The sequence below is a fragment of the Pseudoalteromonas sp. DY56-GL79 genome, assembly GCF_041414765.1.
Lineage (GTDB): Bacteria > Pseudomonadota > Gammaproteobacteria > Enterobacterales > Alteromonadaceae > Pseudoalteromonas > Pseudoalteromonas piscicida.
In genome coordinates, this window is record NZ_JANHZS010000028.1 from 1 (window position 1) to 18155 (window position 18155).

General features: G+C 44.4%; 14 protein-coding genes. 1 reads left to right on the top strand and 13 read right to left on the bottom strand.

From position 1 onward, the window contains the following. Positions 1 to 290: 290 nt before the first annotated feature. Positions 291 to 2261 (bottom strand): monovalent cation:proton antiporter-2 (CPA2) family protein, encoded by a 1971-nt coding sequence (locus tag NO992_RS18775; RefSeq protein ID WP_371379827.1) that lies wholly within the window; start codon positions 2259 to 2261, stop codon positions 291 to 293. A gap of 153 nt (positions 2262 to 2414) precedes the next feature. On the opposite strand from NO992_RS18775, the gene NO992_RS18780 reads away from it, so the two are divergent. Then, positions 2415 to 3311 (top strand): GGDEF domain-containing protein, encoded by an 897-nt coding sequence (locus NO992_RS18780; protein WP_010371382.1) that lies wholly within the window; start codon positions 2415 to 2417, stop codon positions 3309 to 3311. Between the two features lie 32 nt (positions 3312 to 3343). Here the strand turns inward: NO992_RS18780 and NO992_RS18785 are convergent, their stop codons facing one another. From NO992_RS18785 to rseP, 12 genes are all read right to left on the bottom strand, one after another. Continuing rightward, on the bottom strand, positions 3344 to 3691 hold the full coding sequence (locus NO992_RS18785; RefSeq protein ID WP_371379829.1) for a hypothetical protein: 348 nt from the start codon (positions 3689 to 3691) through the stop codon (positions 3344 to 3346). Then, the gene (gene tilS / locus NO992_RS18790) at positions 3684 to 4991 is read right to left on the bottom strand and encodes a tRNA lysidine(34) synthetase TilS (protein ID WP_371379831.1); all 1308 of its coding nucleotides are present in this window, start codon (positions 4989 to 4991) and stop codon (positions 3684 to 3686) included. The genes NO992_RS18785 and tilS overlap by 8 nt, the downstream gene beginning before the upstream one ends. 86 nt (positions 4992 to 5077) lie before the next feature. Further along, positions 5078 to 6034, bottom strand: coding sequence for an acetyl-CoA carboxylase carboxyl transferase subunit alpha (gene accA, locus NO992_RS18795; RefSeq protein ID WP_010371368.1), 957 nt, complete (start codon positions 6032 to 6034; stop codon positions 5078 to 5080). A gap of 16 nt (positions 6035 to 6050) precedes the next feature. After that, positions 6051 to 9542 carry a DNA polymerase III subunit alpha gene (dnaE, locus tag NO992_RS18800; protein ID WP_371379833.1) on the bottom strand — a complete coding sequence of 1164 codons (3492 nt, stop codon included), beginning with the start codon at positions 9540 to 9542 and terminating at the stop codon, positions 6051 to 6053. 2 nt (positions 9543 to 9544) lie between these two features. After that, entirely contained in the window at positions 9545 to 10138 is a 594-nt protein-coding gene (gene rnhB / locus NO992_RS18805) for a ribonuclease HII (protein ID WP_371379835.1), read from the bottom strand. Beyond that, the gene (lpxB, locus tag NO992_RS18810) at positions 10128 to 11282 is read right to left on the bottom strand and encodes a lipid-A-disaccharide synthase (RefSeq protein WP_305776404.1); all 1155 of its coding nucleotides are present in this window, start codon (positions 11280 to 11282) and stop codon (positions 10128 to 10130) included. The genes rnhB and lpxB overlap by 11 nt, the downstream gene beginning before the upstream one ends. Positions 11283 to 11354: 72 nt before the next feature. Further along, the gene (lpxA, locus tag NO992_RS18815) at positions 11355 to 12128 is read right to left on the bottom strand and encodes an acyl-ACP--UDP-N-acetylglucosamine O-acyltransferase (protein ID WP_017216085.1); all 774 of its coding nucleotides are present in this window, start codon (positions 12126 to 12128) and stop codon (positions 11355 to 11357) included. After that, positions 12128 to 12580, bottom strand: a complete 453-nt coding sequence (gene fabZ, locus NO992_RS18820; protein WP_010371351.1) for a 3-hydroxyacyl-ACP dehydratase FabZ — start codon at positions 12578 to 12580, stop codon at positions 12128 to 12130. Before fabZ ends, lpxA begins: the two co-directional genes overlap by 1 nt. Before the next feature lie 10 nt (positions 12581 to 12590). After that, on the bottom strand, positions 12591 to 13634 hold the full coding sequence (lpxD, locus tag NO992_RS18825) for a UDP-3-O-(3-hydroxymyristoyl)glucosamine N-acyltransferase (protein ID WP_039497143.1): 1044 nt from the start codon (positions 13632 to 13634) through the stop codon (positions 12591 to 12593). Then, positions 13634 to 14152 (bottom strand): OmpH family outer membrane protein, encoded by a 519-nt coding sequence (locus tag NO992_RS18830; RefSeq protein WP_010371344.1) that lies wholly within the window; start codon positions 14150 to 14152, stop codon positions 13634 to 13636. Before NO992_RS18830 ends, lpxD begins: the two co-directional genes overlap by 1 nt. Before the next feature lie 11 nt (positions 14153 to 14163). Continuing rightward, positions 14164 to 16635 (bottom strand): outer membrane protein assembly factor BamA, encoded by a 2472-nt coding sequence (gene bamA, locus NO992_RS18835; RefSeq protein WP_253103294.1) that lies wholly within the window; start codon positions 16633 to 16635, stop codon positions 14164 to 14166. Between the two features lie 166 nt (positions 16636 to 16801). Then, on the bottom strand, positions 16802 to 18154 hold the full coding sequence (rseP, locus tag NO992_RS18840) for a sigma E protease regulator RseP (RefSeq protein ID WP_371379839.1): 1353 nt from the start codon (positions 18152 to 18154) through the stop codon (positions 16802 to 16804). Position 18155: the final 1 nt, after the last annotated feature.

Here is an 18155-nt window from a genome sequence, read left to right on the forward strand (position 1 = left end):
CAAGAGCCCGGATATAAGCACGCAATCACACTAATAATGCTAAAAGTGGCTTGTACAATTGGAGGAGTCCATATAAGACGCTTTACGCGGCGAGCAGTAACAACAAAAACAACACGCAAGATCGCAGGGCAAACCTGCTCCTACTCCGTGTTGTAGGAGGCGCTTTACGCGGCGAGCAGTGACAACAAAAAACAATACGCAAGATCGCAGGGTGAACCTGCTCCTACCCCGTGTCGTAGGAGACGCTTTACGCGGCGATCTGTTAAAAAAGTATAATTTAAGAAACTTAATTACGGCAGGCCATCGAGTAAAAACTGCTCCGCACGTTCAACGCGGCGGGGTTTCCCCTTTAACAGCAAAACATCATTAACGCGTAAAATGGTTTGCTCATCTGGTTGAGCAATTTCTTCGCCGTCCCGTCTTAATGCAGTAATATCAACGCGCTTAACCTTGAGCTCAAGCTCAGCGATTGACTTGTTAACGGCAAATGCATGGTCAGGCAAAGCAATGGCATGCAAATATTCTAGTCGCTCGCCTGTGACTTCATGCAGATCACTGCTGTCTCCAGCAAAAAAACCATGTAAATACGGATAACGATTTTCTCGCTCTTTACTGACGCGACGAAAAATCCTGCGCATTGGCACGCCAGACATGTACAGCACATGGGAAACCAGCATCAAACTTGCCTCTAAAGTTTCTGGCACAACTTCTGCGACGCCCATGGCTTTTAATTGCTCCATATAGCTGTCATCTTTCATGCGTACCAAGATCTTCACTTCGTGGGTACGCCGACGAATGGCGTCAACAACGACTTGCGTCTGTTCAAAGTCATCAAAGGTAATGATAACCAAGCGCGCTTTATCAATATTTGCTGACTTTAACAGCGTTTTTTGTGCCGCATGACCAAATAACACGGGCTCACCCGCAATTTGTGCGTCTTGTACAATTTGCGGGTTGCGCTCTACCGCAATATATGGAATAGCCTCTGGACGTAAAAATCGTGCGATAGTTTGACCAACACGCGCGTAGCCAAAAATCACAACATGATTTTTTAAATCAGCCGCGTTATAACCACTTGGCGCTTCGGGTTGCCAGTCTTTTTCTATTCCCAAGATATTGAGAATATGCGCGGTTTTACTAATAAGATAAGGCGTTAACGCCATAGACAACACGCCAAGCGTGATCAAGAAGGACACTTCATTCTTGTCTAATAATTGATGTTTACTGGCAAGAGCAACCAATACAAAGCCAAATTCCCCCATTTGCCAGATCAAAATACCAGCGCCCCAAGCGTCTTTTTTACGCTCTCCCATTAACTGCGCAACGCCAATGATGATCAACACTTTGATCACAAGCACAGCGCCAAGTGCTGCAACAATATAAATAAACTGGTCGAGCACATAAGGAATATCTAGTTGCATACCCACTGTGACAAAAAAGAGTCCCATTAAAATATCTCGAAATGGTCTAATTTCTGCCTCGAGCTGATGTCGATATTGGCTTTCCCCTAACATCATGCCCGCTAAAAATGCGCCGAGCGCCATTGAAAGTCCGAACGCATAAGTGAGCGAACCCGCGCACAGGGCTACAACCAAGGTAGATAAAACAAAGAGCTCATCTGTTCTTACTAATGCGATTTCGTTGAATATTCTAGGTAGTAACCACTTACCTATTGCCCATAAAACCAGACACACAACCGCTCCCTTGGCAAACGCAAAAAGAAGCGCTGACGCCAGCTCTGAATTACTCGCAGAGGAAATAAGCGGAAACGCGATGAGCAGTGGCACAACGGCAATATCTTGGAATAACAACATGCCAATACCGAGCTGACCATGGCGTGTGTTGAGCATCCCCAGCTCTTTTAACAGCTTAACCACAACCGCTGTAGAAGAGAGAGCAATGAGGCTCGCAATCACAAATGCCCCCACCCACTCATATTGCATAAAACGCAACACCAACATACCGATGATCGTGGTCACAATGACCTGCAAACTCCCTAAACCGAATACTACGTTTCGCATTGCCATTAATTTTGACACGGAAAATTCAAGCCCTAAACTGAACAGTAAGAACACAATCCCAAGCTCGGCCATAAAGTGAATTTCTTGGCTGTCACTCATCCATCCAATGCCGTGACTGCCCGCAATGACTCCAGTAAGCAAATAAGCCAGAATAGGCGGCAAGCCAATCCGCTTAAAGGACCAGACTAAAATCACTGCACATAACAGCAAGGCAAAAACCTGCGCGAAGATACTTTGCAATCTGCCTCCTGAGCGAAAAAATTGACGGGGAATAAAGGTGGATTTCTTTTTCTTTCTCTTAAATATAGCAAGCGTTTGTTTTTAAGCCAGTTTAAATTTTTGGCACAAAGTTCGCATATTAATCATGTATTGTTGTATTTAAGGGGAAGAAATATGGAAAATGTCCATATTTTGACACAGAGATTGCCGACCAGAGGCGATTACTTGCCGTTCAATTCTGAACAGTATAGTACGCAAGGCGGTGAACACTACGCGCGATTAGTCGACAAACTTCAGACAACACTCAACATTGAAGAGCTGTTGACTATTTACGCGGAGCATGTGGCAAGAATTTCAAAAATTTCGGGGCTCCAGTTCCACTGTAGCCTTGGCGTCTTTCAGATGAAGGACAGCGATAGCCAATTTCCGGCTAGCACATTTGATCTGGAGCTCGAAAAAGAGCACTTAGGCCAGCTGGTGTATTTCAGTGAGTTTCCATTTAGTGAAGCTATCAAGGCAAAATTGTCAAAATTACACGCCTGTTTAATTTACCCAATGCGTAACGCTTTGATGTATAACCGTGTGTTGCAACTAGCAACCAAGGACTCACTAACTGGACTTTACAATCGCAGTCAGTTTGCTGACAACTTAGAAGAAAAGCTTGAACGATGCCGTCGTCAACATCGTAATTTTAGCCTAATGCTTTTAGATTTAGACAACTTTAAGCAAGTGAATGATGTTCATGGTCATAAAGCCGGTGATGAAGTGTTGGTTGAGTTTTCACGTATTTTACAAACCTCAACACGCGCAACTGATTCGGTATTTAGGTTCGGTGGTGATGAGTTCGCCATTTTAATTGACGACCCTGCGTTTACGACCAACAAAGTGATCGCAGAAAGAATTATGGAAGCCGTAAGAAAGTCGAGCATGTTGGCTAAATATACGGTGACTACGAGCATTGGCTTTACGCTGGCATCGAGCCATGATACTGCCGACAATATATTTGCTCGTTCGGATAGCGGCTTATACCGCGCAAAAGCAGCCGGACGAAACTGCGCTCGCGCAGTATAAAAAACCACTTCCCCTTTGCTCGGCGTTATGCGTTAACGCTGAGCTCCTTTTCCTAAGTAAAGGTACGCCATTAGGGCAAGTGCCGAGCCGTTGAAAAATCCATTTATTACCCATGCAAGCGCAAGGAAATCGGGTAACTCTGAAAACATCACCGCAAGCATTGGCGCAAGTAGGCCAAGAATAAAATACATTCCGCCCTTACCATGCCAATACAATAGTAAAAACACGATACTGATAATGCCAGATGCAGAAGCAAATATTTGATTCAGCCACACCACTTCACTCGACATAAAGAGTACGATAAACACCACCACAGTGAACGCCACCGCATAAGGCGCTTTTTGCGCTAACTGTTGGCCAATCTTTTTACTTTCAGTCATCTTTTACTACCCAAATAATGCCATTGTCCTCTGCGTGCTCGGCACTCACAAACAGTCCGTTCACCGCAACCGGTGTATCATTGTAATAAACAACCGCAATAGAATCACGCTCCCAGCTTGGAATGTGTAAATCTTTTAGCCAATGTTTCAAGGTATTAGAGCCAGGTTTGCCCTGTGGTTTGATTTTATCTTTAAGTCTGCCGTAGCGAATGCTAACGATTTCGTCCGAGAAAGGTTTGCGGAGCCCCTTGCCCGTTTGCATAGCGACAGGTGTACTTTGCCCGCTGAGCTCGTTGAGATTAACGGTCTCAATATCATGCTTTTGGCTACTTTCCGTTACCCAATAAAGTGCATCACGATAACGCCTCACCGCGCCTTGCTTAAAACGTATTTCAAGTTGGCTATCTTGGCGTGATGAAAACGCCTGTTGTACAATTTCATCCAACTGTTTTTGACTCGGCATCTCTATGCCCTGCTTTGATAACCACAGTCTGATGACATTATCTCTTCTTGCACAAGAGAGCTGTTGTAAAGCCGTAATGTTTAGCGCCATCCGACAACGACACTTTTGCAAATCTTCTTCACTCACCTCATCAATTATGGTTTGTTGGCGCTGTAAAATATCGATGCTACGCAATGTACTACCCACGAAACCATTGAATCGAGATTTAAGTAACGGGATCACCTGATTGCGCAAAAAGTTACGGTCAAACGCATCGTCGGCGTTGGACTCATCGGTAATATGCTCAAGGCCAAACTGCTGTGCAAATGCTTCAATCTCGTCGCGACTAACGGCAAGTAACGGACGAATACAATATCGCCCAGATACCAGCTGAGTTGTCGCTCTCATCGCTCCAAGCCCGAGTAATCCAGAGCCGCGCTTTAATCTCAGTAAGAAAGTTTCTACTTGGTCATCGGCATGTTGCCCAAGTACGATTGCAAAACCTGCTTTGGCCGCGTCATCTAAAGCTTGATAGCGAGCTTCGCGTGCTTGCGCTTCAAGGCTAGTACGGGTTTGCCGAGTAATCGAAACCTGTTTTGCAACAAAGGGCACATTGAGTGTTTCGCAAAGTGATTGGCAGAATTGCTGCCACTGCGTAGCGTGCTGTGACAAGCCATGATTAACATAAACCGCTTGGAGTTTAATGTTATGCTTATTTGCATATTCTCGACAAAGATGGAGCAACACAACCGAATCCATACCACCAGATAAGGCAATACATAACCCTTTGGCGTCAATGCTGGAGCTCAATACCTTTAAACTTGACTCTACTTGTTGGTAAACTCGACTATTAATCATGTTTTCTGCAATCAATAAAAAAAGCCGCTCAATAGCGGCTTTTTAACTTAAATTAGCATTGATATCAATACGAGCGGAAACCCGTATTAACAATAACCAAATGACATCAGGCGCTTATAACGCTGATCTAACATCTCTTCGGTGCTTAGTGCTTCAAGATCAGCCAAGTCACGTTTAAGCTGCACTTTCAGGTTTTTCGCCATCGCATCGTAATTGCGGTGTGCGCCACCTAGCGGCTCTTCGATGATGTTATTGATAAGATCCAGCTCTTTTACGCGAGAGGCTGATACACCCATAGCTTCAGCGGCAAGTGACGCTTTGTCTGCACTTTTCCAAAGAATAGAAGCACAACCTTCAGGTGAAATTACAGAATACGTGCTGTATTGCAGCATGTTTACTCTGTCACCAACCCCGATAGCCAATGCGCCACCAGAGCCACCTTCACCAATTACGGTACAAATGGTTGGTACTTTTAGCGCCGCCATCACCTTAAGGTTACGTGCAATCGCTTCACTTTGACCGCGCTCTTCAGCGCCTACACCCGGATAGGCTCCCGGTGTATCGATAAAAGTAATGATTGGCATCTTAAAGCGTTCAGCCATTTCCATTAAGCGCAATGCTTTACGGTAGCCTTCAGGCTTTGGCATACCAAAGTTACGTTTGATTTTTTCAGCCGTGTCACGACCTTTTTGCTGACCGATAATCATTACTGGCTTGTCGTCAAGACGTGCAACACCACCAAGAATAGCCGGATCGTTAGCAAAAGTACGGTCGCCTGCGAACTCGTCAAACTCGGTAAAAATGCGTTCAATATAGTCACGAGTATATGGACGAAGCGGATGACGTGCTAATTGAGACACTTGCCAAGCGCCTAAACCGTCGAAAATTTTCTTTGTTTGCTCAACATTTTTGTCTTTTAAGCGGCTGATCTCTTCTTCAAGGCTAAGATCTAAATCGCCAGAGCGGCTAACGTTTTGTAATTCTTTGATCTTTGCTTCCAATTCAGCGATTGGAAGTTCAAATTCAAGATAATTGAGGCTCATGCTCTAAACTACCTGTTTAGTTAAATTCTAATTCTAATTCCTGCGCCGCCAACAGTGATAAACGAGTTAAAAGCTCATCACTTGGCGTCACACACCATTGTGTTCCTAATGTTAACTCTGCTAATGCATCAGGACGCTGATATTTAATTTTTACCGGACACGTTCCAAATTTATATGGTTCTAGCACTTTTTTGAAATTATCAAAGAAGTTCGCGTCAATTTGAGCCATATTTAGCGTCATTTTTATTGCACTAATACGCTTTTCTCGCGCCTGAGCAATGGTAGAGATTTCTCTTGCGGTCATTGTAATGCCACCAGAGAAGTTATCAAAGCTGACCTGTCCAGATATTACCAAGATTTGGTTAATTTGCAGCATTTCTTGGTACATTTCAAACTGTTCAGGAAATAAGCGTACATCAATTCGGGCACTTTTGTCATCTAAAGTGATAAGTCCCCAACGCGCTCCTTTTTTGTTTATCAAGGTACGAGCATTGATAACCAGTCCCGCCGCGGTTGCTACCGTATCACGATTACCGGGTTGTAAGTCAACTAACTTGCCAGAGGTATAATATTTTAATTCTTTGCGATATTGATTAATTGGGTGGCCTGTTAGATAAAGACCTAAGGTTTCTTTTTCCCCATTTAACCATTCGTTATCGCTAAGCGGCGTGGCTTTGATAAAGGCTTGTTCAACCTCCTCGGGCTCAACCGCTAGCAAACCAAATAAGTCGCTCTGTCCAAGTGATTCGGCTTTGTGGTGCTGCTCTGCCGACTTCATGGCATCCTTTAAGCTTGCCAGTAAAGTCGCGCGCCCTGGCTGATCTCTGTCAGGACCAAGCTTATCAAGCGCTCCTGCGTATATTAGCTTTTCAATCACGCGTTTATTTAGACGCTTTAAATCAACTCGCGCACAGAAGTCGAATAAATCTTTAAATTCTCCCCCTTCGGCTCGCGCTTCAAGGATCGCTTCAACTGGGCCTTCACCCACGCCTTTTATCGCCCCTATACCATAGACGATCTCACCTTGACGATTTACAGTAAATTTGTAAACACCGGCATTCACGTCTGGTGGTAGCAGCGTCAACTTCATGTTTTCGCATTCATCTACCAAGGTTACGATTTTGTCGGTGTTATCCATATCCGCTGACATTACCGCCGCCATAAACTCGGCAGGGAAATGGGTCTTCATCCATAGCGTTTGGTACGACACTAACGCGTAGGCTGCGGAGTGTGATTTGTTAAAGCCGTAACCCGCGAACTTTTCTACCAAGTCGAAGATTTTCATCGCAAGTTCGCCTTCGACGCCATTATCTTTGGCACCATCTTCGAACGTTGCACGTTGCTTAGCCATTTCTTCGGGCTTTTTCTTACCCATCGCACGACGAAGCAAGTCAGCGCCACCTAGGCTATAACCTGCAAGCACCTGCGCTATCTGCATTACCTGTTCTTGGTAAAGGATGATCCCGTAGGTCGGCTCCAGTATAGGTTGTAGACTTTCGTGCTGGTATTGCGCGTCTGGATACGATACTTCTTCACGACCATGCTTACGGTCGATAAAGTTATCTACCATGCCCGATTGCAAAGGACCCGGACGGAATAGCGCAACCAGTGCGATCATGTCTTCAAAGCAGTCTGGCTTCAAGCGACGGATCAAGTCTTTCATACCACGAGATTCCAACTGGAATACCGCAGTGGTTTGTGCGTCTAGTAACACTTTAAAACTTGCAGGGTCATCCAATGGGATCGCAGCGATATCAATCGGCTCACGACTTTCTCTGCCAAGGCGTTCGTTCGCCATGTCGAGCGCCCATTGCAAAATAGTTAGCGTTCGTAGACCGAGGAAGTCAAACTTAACCAGACCTGCGGTTTCTACGTCGTTCTTATCAAACTGGGTAACTGGGAACTTACCTTCTTCGTCGCAATACAGCGCTGCAAAGTCGGTAATGGTGGTAGGCGAGATAACAACACCACCGGCGTGCTTACCCGCGTTACGTGTACAGCCTTCAAGAATGCGACATTTATCAATCAGTTCACGAACTTCTTCATCGCTATCGTAAGCTTCTGGCAGGCGAGGTTCAACATCAAACGCTTTGGCAAGTGTCATACCAGGGTCACCAGGTACAAGCTTGGAAATCCTATCTACGAAGCCATAAGGGTGACCAAGCACACGACCAACGTCTCGAATTACCGCTTTTGCCGCCATCGTACCAAAGGTGATGATCTGAGATACTGCGTCTCGACCGTACAGTTTAGCAACGTGGTCAATTACCTCGTCTCGTCTATCCATACAGAAGTCGACGTCAAAGTCTGGCATCGAAACCCGTTCTGGGTTAAGGAATCGTTCGAATAGGAGATCGAATTCAAGTGGGTCAAGATCTGTGATCTTAAGCGCATATGCCACCAAAGAGCCGGCACCGGAACCACGACCAGGACCTACAGGGATGCCGTTATCCTTACTCCACTGAATGAACTCCATTACGATTAAGAAATAACCTGGGAATCCCATTTGGTTGATAACGTCGAGTTCAACCTGCAGACGGTCGTCATACTCACCACGCTTTTCTTTGCGGTCATTTTCATCAGGGAATAAGAACTGCAAACGTTCTTCTAGACCATCTCGCGATACTTTTACCAAGAAATCTTCAATCGCCAGATCGCCAGTTGGATAATCTGGTAGGAAGTAGGTGCCAAGCTGTACCGTCACGTTACAGCGCTTAGCGATTTCTACGGTGTTTTCTAAAGCTTCTGGAATGTCACTAAAGAGCGCTTGCATTTGCTCAGAAGTCTTTAAATATTGCTCTTTAGAAAAGCGCTTTGGTCGATTTTTGTCTTCTAATGTATAACCATCGTGTATAGCAACGCGAATTTCGTGGGCATCAAAGTCTTTTTCGTGTAAAAACACCACTTCATTCGTCGCCACAACCGGTATATTACGCGCAGCCGCAACCTCTACAGCACCATGGAGATATTCTTCTTCTTGTGCACGTGCAGTGCGTTGCAGCTCAATATAAAAATGGTCGCTAAAATGTTGCTCGTAAAACGCCAGCGTTTCTTCAATTAGCTTAGGATTGCCTTTTAAGATGGCCTTACCTAAGTCGCCATCTTTCGCGCCAGAGATAAGGATCAGCCCTTCTTTGTATTTTGCAAGCCACTCTTTATCAATTACAGGGCGATGGAATACATGACCACGAAGATACGCATCGGAGATCAACAAGGTGAGGTTTTTATACCCTTGATTGTTCTTAGCGAGAACGAGAATTCGGCTTGGTTCATCAGGAAATTGATCTGACTTTAGCCAAAAATCCGCACCAATTATTGGCTTGATCCCTGCCCCGTGTGCGCCACCATAAAAACGCACCAAACCACATAAGTTCATTTGATCGGTGATGGCAAGCGCAGGCATTGCAAGCTCTTCGGCCCTTGCCACAATTGGTTTGGTCTTCGCTAGACCATCCACCATTGAGAAGTCACTATGTACACGCAAATGGACAAACTGCGGGGCTGGCATGCTTACTCCTTCTCGGCCAAAATTCGTTGCACAGGCTTAAAGCTTGTACGATGATGCGGAGTAACACCATGTGCTTCGAGCGCGGCAAAGTGGGCTTTGGTTGGATAACCTTTGTGGCCTGCAAAACCAAACTCAGGATATTCCGCGTCGAGTGCTAGCATCTCATTGTCTCGGGTGACTTTCGCCAATATGGATGCCGCACTTATCTCGGCAACTAGGCTATCCCCTTTTACAACTGCAGTTGCAGAAACACTCAGCTTAGGTAAACGATTTCCATCAACAAATACATGATCAGGTTGAATTTCCAATCCTTCAACTGCGCGTGTCATCGCCAACATTGTTGCGTGAAGAATATTCAAATCATCAATTTCTGTAACTGACGCTCTCGCAATGCAGTAACATAATGCCTTTTCTTTTATTTCTTCTGCCAATGCAATGCGCTTTTTCTCTGACAGTTTTTTCGAGTCGGTTAACCCTACTATTGGTTTGGTTGGATCTAAAATGACGGCAGCGGTCACAACGTCACCCACCAACGGGCCACGTCCTACCTCGTCAACGCCTGCAATATACTGCACATCAGGACGTTCAATTTGCATCTATTAACTCCATTACAGCCTGAGCAGCTTGTTTGCTGGCATTTAGGCGAATGTTCTCATGTATCTCGTAAAACTTTCTAACAAGCTTGCTATTATTGCCTTTTAACATCGGGAAAAGTGCATCAGCGAGTGCGTCAGGATTACACTCTGCCTGTAAAAACTCAGGCACAAGTGGTGCGTCAGCTAATAAATTCGGCAAAGCAAAGTATTTGATGTTAAAGGTAAAAAAGGTATTAAAAATCCAATAACTTTTAGGATTTAACTTATACCCTACCACCATTGGCTTTTTATATAGCATCGCCTCAAGTGTAGCTGTACCCGAGGCCAGTAAAACGGTATCCGCTGCTTGCATTGCCAGTGCTGACTGACCGTCAAGCATAATTGGGTTCAATTCCGGCGCGACTTCTTGCAAGGCTTCCAAAAACTGTGCTCTGCGCTTTTCGTTTACCAAAGGCACGACTATTTTTAAGTTAGGAATTTTATCGACTAATTTTTTTGCAGTCGCAAGGTAAGTGCGGCTCAATAAGCCAACTTCAGAGCCCCGGCTACCAGGAAGCAGTGCTAAAACCGTATCATCTTGACTTAAGTTCAGCAGAGCACGTGCACCTGCAGTGTCCGGCTCAAGTGGAATTTCATCCGCTAGCGTATGACCCACAAATGTACAAGGCACTTCATGTTTATCATAAAAGGCTTTTTCGAATGGCAGCAAAGACAGCACTAAGTTAGTCGCTTCAGCAATCTTATGGATGCGTTTTTGACGCCACGCCCACACACTCGGGCTTACATACTGAATGGTTTTAATTCCTGCCGCTTTCAACGGTTTTTCAACACGCAAATTAAAATCCGGCGCATCGATACCGATGAATACATCAGGAGGATTATCAATAAAGTAGTTCACCAACTGCTTTTTAATTTTTAGCAAGCGAGGTAAGCGACCAAGCACTTCGACTAATCCCATGACAGCCAGTTCATCCATGTCAAACAGGCTTTTACAACCAGCTTGTTGCATTTTAGGACCACCTATCCCGACAAAATTGGCATTGGGGTAATGAAGTTTTAGCGCGTTTATGAGGCCTGCACCGAGTATATCGCCCGATAACTCTCCTGCGACCACGCCAATGGTGATATTTTTTTCGTTAGCCATTGTTATTTTTCAGTATAAAAAAACGCCATACAAAATGTATGGCGTAAGTATAACCTGTATTGCGGTTCAAGTTTAGCGGATCAAACCACGATTAGAAGTCGCAATAAAATCAATCATTTGCTGAACTGCTGCGAACTCAGAAGCATCTTCTTTTAGCGCTTCTAACGCATCTTCTAAACGCAGCCCCTTACGAAACAACGTTTTGTATGCGCGTCTTGTTGCCATGATTTCATCAGACTCAAAGCCGCGACGCTTTAAACCTTCAGTATTAATTGCAACGGGTCTCGCTGGCGTGCCGGTCGTTGTAACAAAAGGCGGCACGTCTTGGTTCACACCCGAGTACATACCAATAAAGGCATGTGAACCCACTTTACAAAATTGGTGTACACCAGAATTACCCGCAAGGATAACCCAGTCACCAATATGTACATGCCCGGCTACACTTGCATTGTTAGCGAAAATCACATTGCTGCCAATGACTGCGTCGTGTGCCACATGGGTGTAAGCCATAAATAGGTTGTTGCTACCAATTCGAGTGATCCCTTCGTCTTGAATTGTGCCACGATGGATAGTCGCACACTCACGAATAACGTTGTTATCACCAATAATTAGCTTGGTTGGTTCATCCTTGTACTTTTTATCTTGGCAGGCTTCCCCTACTGACGCGAATTGGAAAATGTGATTGCCTGAACCAATCTCAGATGGGCCTTTGATCACAACATGTGATTCAATCTTACAGTTATCACCAATGACTACGTCATTGCCAATATAACTATAAGGGCCTACAGAAACATTCTCGCCTAAACGCGCGCCTGATTCGATAATTGCGGTAGGATGAATAGCCATTAAAACTCTCTTCTAGCACACATAATTTCAGCTGAACACACAGTTTTGCCTTCTACTTTAGCTTCAGCACTGAATTTCCAGATGTTACGGCGTTCTTTTTCGAACTTAACGTGCAAATGCATCGTGTCACCCGGTAAAACAGGTTGTTTGAAACGTGCATTATCAATCGCTGCAAATAAGTATAGTTCATTCTCGCTGCGATTCTCGACCGTTTTAAAACCAAGTAAACCGGTTGCCTGAGCCATTGCTTCTAGGATCAACACACCTGGGAAAATAGGTTGTTCTGGAAAGTGACCCGTGAAAATAGGCTCATTAATCGTCACGTTTTTAATCGCGTGAAGATATTCGCCAGGCTTAAAATCTACCACTTTGTCAACAAGCAACATTGGGTAGCGGTGCGGAAGAAGTTTTAAAATCTCTTGGATATCAAAGCTGTTTAATTCGTTAGCCAAAATAGCTTCCTTATTCTACATCAGTATCTTTAAGCTGTGCTGTCAGCAGCTCAAGTGCCTTCAGGCGCGACTTAAAGTCAGATAAATTGCGTAAGTGTGCAATAGACTTACGCCACTCTTTATTCGTTTGGTGAGGTAAACCAGAAGAATAGATCCCTGGCTCAGTAATTCCTTTAGTAACCATGCTCATACCAGTAATGACAACCCCATCACAAATTTCGTTGTGACCATTGATTGCTGTCATGCCACCAATTTGGCAGTACTTGCCGATTTTAACACTGCCCGCCAGTACCGTGCAGCCTGCGATGGCTGTACCGTAACCAACTTCGACGTTATGGGCAATTTGGATCTGGTTATCTAAAATGACGTTGCTATGAATAATGGTGTCTTCTAGCGCACCTCTATCAATAGAAGTACTTGCGCCAACTTCGACACGGTCGCCAATAATTACGGTGCCAACTTGAGGGATTTTAACCCACTCGCCTTTCTCGTTGGCGTAGCCAAAACCATCACTTCCTATTACGGCACCAGACTGGAATAGACACTGTTCGCCTATCTGTACTTCATGATAGACGGTTACGTTTGCCCAGAGTTTAGTCTTTGCGCCTATTTTGGCATGTTTTCCAATGAAACAGCCTGGCCCTATCTCAACATCATCACCAATCACAGCGCCATCTTCAATTACAGCGTTCGCACCCACACTGACGTTTGCACCAAGTGTTGCGGTATCAGAGATAACTGCTGTACGATGAACTCCTGATGCTGCGCTAGGTGTTGAGTCTAGCTTCTGTGCAAGTTTTGCATAGGCTACATAAGGATCTGCGATAATGAGTTTATTACCCGCAAAATAATCCGCGTCTTTTTCACTCAAGATCACGGCCCCCGCAGTCGTGCTTTCAAGCTGACCACGGTATTTGCTGTTGGCTAAAAACGCGATTTGGTCGTCTTTTGCCTGTGCGAGAGTGGCGATATTTCGAATTGATTTATCGCCATCACCTTGCAGCTGAGCACCTAGATACTCAGCAAGTTGAGATAAGGTGTGAAGTTTTGTCATTACTTATTGCTAACCGCTTTTACCACTTCTTCAGAAAGGTCGGCTACTTTATCAGGATTGAAGTAAATTGTCGTATCTTTTACTTTAACTTCGTCAAACTTACCTTTTTTAGCAACAGACTCAATCGCATCTACGATTAGCTTTTGTACTTTAGCAAGCTCTTGGTTTTGACGAACTTTAATTTCTTGCTCTAGTGGACGACCTTTTTCAGCAAGTGTCTTTTGCATGCCTTGGATCTTTTCACGAAGCGCTTCTTTTTGCTCTTCACTCATTGTCGTTGCTTCGCGCTTAAATTTTTCAGCTTCGAAACGAATGTCACCTTGAATTTTTTCAAGTTCTTGACGACGCTCTGCGAACTCAGCTTGTAGTGTCTGTTCAATTTTCGCCATTTGTGGAATTTGCTTATACACTTCCTGCATGTCTACGATGCCTACTTTGTGTGCAAATGCGCTACCTGAAGCACCCATCATTAGTGCTGCTGTCATGGCTAGTGTTGATGATTTAATAAATTTTTTCACAATAAAACTCCTTAGAATGTATTACTGATATTGAAGCTGATCGTCTTCGTATCGTCTTCTTCTTCTTTTTTGAGTGGGTAAGCGAAACTGATCAGCATAGGTCCCATAGGCGAGATCCACTGAATCGATAAACCCGTTGATACTCTGAACCTTGATGGATCAGAGAAATCAGAAAGTAGATTGTATTGATCTTCTGGCAAGTTGTTATAACGGTCTACATCAAACTCAGTATCCCAAACGTTTGCCGCATCGACGAAGAAGCTCGTTCTTACTGAACTCGTGTTTTCTTCGTCTAGGAATGGCGTTGGCACGATAAGCTCAAGACCTGCTAGTGCTTTTGCGTTACCACCGATACGACCACCTAGATTTAGCGTATCAAATTGCTGATCGCCGCCAATACAGCTACCTGTTGTACCATCTGGTTTAGGTGTGCCCGGAATACACTTAGGCGCACGCTGTACCGCTCGAGGTAGAATTGTGTTTCGGTCAAAACCACGTAGTTCTTGCTCTGAAATACGGAAGAACTCTTGGAATGGCAACACTTGCTCAAAGCCATTAGTCTCGCCATAACCATTACCATAGCCTAAACCCGCTCTCGCTGAGAATACCCAACGATGGTCATTACTGATTGGCCAGTAAAAACGTGAATCGTAATTGATCTTGAAGAAATTAAGATCTGAGTTTGGTGTAGTAATACTTAAGTTCAAGCTTTGACGAGAACCTGCTGTTGGGAACATACCACGGTTAACCGTTACACGTGACCAACCTGCACTTAACTCATATTTAGTAAAGTCATAATCGGCATTTGGATCGCTTTCGTTTAAGAAGCTCTCACGAAGTACTCGTGTTTGCTCAAAGTCCGAGATTTGCGAAAGGCTTTCTTCAATCCAACGAATACCAAAGTTAACGCGGTTAATCGCATTGATTGGGAAACCAAAGTTGGTACCGATACCGTAGCTCGTCGATTTGTAATCTACAATCCCAAATTCACTCGCATCGAACTTACTGTAGAAGATACTGCTGCCTTGCGATACACCATCAGGCGTAAAGTAAGGATCGGTATAAGACACACTATAACGCTCAGAACCACGCGAAGTGTTGATATTGAAAGCAACTTGGTTACCAGATCCTAGGAAGTTTGACTCACTGACACCGATGTTAAACTGAAGGCCCGCATAAGAACCATAAGCAACACCTGCTTGGAAACTACCTGCTGGCTGTTCTTTTACTTTAAAGTCAACATCAACCTGATCTTCAACACCAGGAATTGGCTTGACTTCAAACTCTACTGATTCCATATATGGCAAACGTTGAATTTGAAGCTTTGAACGCTCTAGGTTTTGGTTAGACAACCAAGCACCTTCAAGCTGCGTCATTTCACGACGTAACACCTCGTCTGCTGTATTTTGGTTACCGTTCACCACGATACGACGTACATATACGCGCTTTCCAGGATCAACAGATAGTGTTAATTGTACTTCTTTGTTTTCATCATCGATTTCTGGAACAGTTCGTACTTCCGCATTGGCGTAACCAAAACGCGCCAAATAACTCTTAATGAAATCTTCCGTTGCCGTTACAACTGAGCCGTTGTAAAGCTCACCTGCGCGAAGCGGCACAATACCTTTAATTAAGTCTTCACGACCTAATAGGTCGCCAATGAAATCAAACCCTTTAACGGTATATTTTTCACCTTCGGTGATGTTTGCCGTAACATAAACTGATTCACGTTCAGGGCTTACTGAAACCTGTGTTGAATCGATGTTAAAACGTAAATAACCACGGTCTAGGTAAAAACTGCGGATCTTTTCTAAATCGCCTTCAATGGTTTGTTTTTGATAACGGTCATTAGAGAGGAAGCGCCACCAAGGCAAGTCCTGCTGAGATTCAATTAGGTTAAGAAGTTCTTCGTCCGAAAACAGCTCATTACCAACGAGGTTAATTTGACGTACAGAAGCGGCATCACCCTCTTCAAACTTCAGCATCAACTTCACACGGTTACGTGGCAATTCAACAATGCTCACCTCAACCTTAGCGTTGTATTTACCAATACTGTGGAAGAATTCCGTTAAGCCTTTTTCGATACTATCAAGTACCGTTCTGTCTAACGGTTCACCTTGGCGAATATTTTGCTGCTCTAAACTCTCGTTTAGCTGCTCGTCTTTGATGTCTTTGTTGCCATCAAATTCGATTGAGCTGATAGTTGGACGTTCTTTAACCTTAAAAATAATTTGATTACCATCACGGAATACCGCAATGTTGTCAAAGTGGCCAGACTTATATAACGCCTTGATGGTGCGTGAAATAGTAAACTGATCGACATTGTCACCAACGTTGATCGGAATATGTGTCAATGCAGCACCTAGTGCAACGCGCTGCAGCCCTTCTACTTTTAAATCTTCTACGATAAAGGAGTTTTGCCCTAAGGCAGCAAAACTAGCGCCCAGTAAACTGGTTACTGCAATGTGTTTTTTTATAGGCATTTTATTATCTTTATCCTTTACAACAATTTTGGCGCGATACGCTAAGGCCCATTACATCACAACATTCAAACGTTACAGCTTTTGTATTATGTTATCCGTTGTATGCTTGAACAAAAATGCAAACATTTAAATTGCATATAATGTGCGCTTTTTAGCACCGCACGGCTTAAAGCCGAGAAACATCATTAAATAGTGCAAAAAACGTTAAGGCAAGAAGAAGCGCTGCTCCAATCTTAAACCCAAACTCTTGTGTCTTTTCAGAGACTGGTTTTCTGCGAATTAGTTCAATTAAGTAATACATTAAATGCCCACCATCTAGGACAGGGAGCGGTAATAAGTTAAAAACTCCTAAATTCACGCTGATAAGCGCTAAGAAGCCTAAAAATGCAACTAATCCGTAACTAACACTATTTCCGGCACTAACCGCGATCCCCACAGGCCCGCTTAAGTTTTTTACCGAGACTTGGCCCGTGATTAAGTTGCCGATCATGTCGAAACTTAAGGCAATCAAGTCGTAAGTTTTACGAATGCCAAGCACCATACTATCTAGGATGCCGTATTGTCTAGTTTCAATATAACCATTTGGCCATTTTTCCATCACAGGCACAACGCCCAAGTAGCCTTGTACAACACCTTCTGGTGAAGTTTTTGCCTGAGGTGTTACCGTTAGAGTTTGTGGCTGACCATCGCGCAGAATATCAATGCTTATGGCTTGATTTGCAGATTTTTGAACTCGGCTCACCAGCTGTTGCCACGATGCCAATTTGTCACCATTTATCGCAACCAGCGTGTCTTCTACTTGTAAGCCACCTTTGTCGGCAGCTGCACCTTCTTCGATATAACCGAGTTGCAGCGTCAGCGGCGGCCTATATGGCGTAATGCCGACTGAGGTCAGTGGCGCTTCATCTTGCTTTTCCAGTTTCCAATCGCTCAAACGTAGCGTGCGAATCGCCAAACTACCTTTTTCATCTTGTACTTTGGCAACCAGAGATGGTTCACCTAAATGCGCCATCAATTCGAATGTGACGTCTTGCCATGAGTGCACTAACTCATCATTCAGTGCAATGATATGGTCGCCTGATTGAAATCCAGCATCCGCTGCGATACTGGTTGGTGTCACACCACCAACGACGGGTTTTACTGACTGAACCCCTACCATATACATTGCCGCTAACGCGACAATGGCAAACAAAAAGTTCGCAATGGGGCCAGCAGCTACCACAGCAATACGAGAGAGTACTGGCTTATTATTGAAGGCGAGGTGACGCTCCTGCTCTGGCACATCGTCAACGCGTTCATCGAGCATTTTGACATAGCCGCCAAGTGGAATTGCGGCTATAACGTATTCGGTTTGATGCTTGTCATACCACTTGACTAAAGGCTTACCAAAACCAATAGAAAAACGTAAGACCTTAACGCCAGCTTTTCTGGCTACCCAAAAATGGCCATATTCATGAACGGTAACTAAAATCCCTAAAGCAAGAATAAATGAGCCTAAGTGCCAGAAAAATTCAAACATG